Annotated in this window: 2 protein-coding genes; both read right to left on the bottom strand. The window is 69.6% G+C overall.

Annotated elements, in window-relative coordinates; all coding sequences use genetic code 11:
• Positions 1-298: 298 nt before the first annotated feature.
• Positions 299-991, bottom strand: a complete 693-nt coding sequence (locus tag N864_RS22140) for a response regulator (RefSeq protein ID WP_034722641.1) — start codon at positions 989-991, stop codon at positions 299-301.
• Positions 988-1,580, bottom strand: a 593-nt coding sequence (locus tag N864_RS22135) for a sensor histidine kinase (RefSeq protein ID WP_034722636.1), incomplete at its 5' end; no start/stop codon positions are given. The genes N864_RS22135 and N864_RS22140, both read right to left, overlap by 4 nt.

Raw genomic sequence — 1,580 nt, 5'->3', positions numbered from 1 at the left:
CAATCGAGCGTGCGGTAATCCCAATCGAGAGTGCGACAGTCCGGATCGAACGTGCGGAAACCCAATCGACAGTGCGGCATTCCCGATCGACGGTGCAGCCTCGATCAGAAGTACTGCACGCTCGATCAGAATTACTGCACTCTCGATGGGGAACACTCCGCGCGCGATGGGGAGTACTGCACTCTCGATGGGGAGTGCTCCACGCTCGACCAGAATTACTGCACTCTCGATGGGAAATGATGCACGCTCGATGGGGAGTAGAGCACTCTCGACCGGGAATCGTGCACTCTCGATTGAGCTAGACGCGGGGGCGGTACCGGCGCTCGGGCCGGCCGGTCGTGCCGTACCGGAGTGACACCTCCGCCGCACCGGTCGCCACGAAGTGCTCCAGGTAGCGCCGCGCACTCACCCGCGAGATCCCCACGCGCTCGGCGCACTCGGACGCGGAGAGTGCCCCGTCCGGCTCCCCGCCGCCTGCCGCAGCCAGGGCGTCCTGAACCGCCGCGGCCGTCTCGACGCTCAGGCCCTTGGGCAACGTGACGGTCGCCCGTCGGGTCACCCCCGACGTGCCGAACGCGGCGTCGATCTGCTCCTGGGTCAGCTCGCCGTCCGCCGCGACCCGCTCCCGCTCCGCCGCATAGGCCCGCAACCGCTGCTCGAGCTCGGGGAACCCGAACGGCTTGAGCAGGTAGCCGACGACCCCCTCACGGACCGCCCGCCGGACGGCGTCGGCCTCCTTCGCCGCGGTGATGACGAGGACGTCGCACGTCTCGCCAGCCGCCCGGAGCCGTCCCACGACGTCGAGGCCGAAGCGGTCGGGCAGGTACAGGTCGAGCAGCACCAGATCCGGCGCGAGCTCGGCGACGAGCGAGATCGCCTCTGTCCCAGTGGCGGCCACACCGACGACCTCGAATCCCTCGACCCGTTCGACGAACCCGCGGTGGATCCGCGCGACCATGAAGTCGTCGTCGACGACGAGTACCCGGATCACCGCACCGGCTCCGGGACTGACGACACCGTCATGCTGGCCGTGAACACCGCGCCCGTCGGCGTGTTCTCCACGTTGACCTCCCCGCCCCGGCGCCGACAGATGAGCCGGGTCAGCCCCAGCCCGATCCCGCGCTCACCGGCGGCAGCGGCCTTCGTCGTGAAGCCGTGCGTGAACACCTCGGTCACGAGCTCCGGCGCCACGCCCGGTCCGGAGTCGGACACGACCACCTCCACCGTCGTGCCGCCCTGCCGGATCGACAGCTCGACCCACTTCTCGGGGCCCGCGCCGGCGGCGGACGCGTCGATCGCGTTGTCGACGAGGTTGCCGACCACCGCCGCGAGGTCCGCCGAGTCGCGCGGGCTCAGCCGGCTGAGCGTCGTGTCCTCGCCCACCCGCAGCTCGACCCGCCGCTCCGTCGCCTGAGACGCCTTCGCGAGGACGAGCGCTGTGATGGCCCGGTCGTGGATCCGCCGAGAGACGCTGAGGTCGAGATGGGCGCGGTGCTCGCTGACCGAGTCGACATACTGCACCACCTCGTCATACTCCCCGAGCTGGATCAGCCCCGAGATCGTGTGCAGCTGGTTGGCGA

Source organism: Intrasporangium chromatireducens Q5-1, assembly GCF_000576575.1.
Taxonomy (GTDB): domain Bacteria; phylum Actinomycetota; class Actinomycetes; order Actinomycetales; family Dermatophilaceae; genus Intrasporangium_A; species Intrasporangium_A chromatireducens.
The sequence above is the reverse complement of the archived record's forward strand: the minus strand, read 5'-3'. Positions and strand labels throughout refer to the sequence as shown.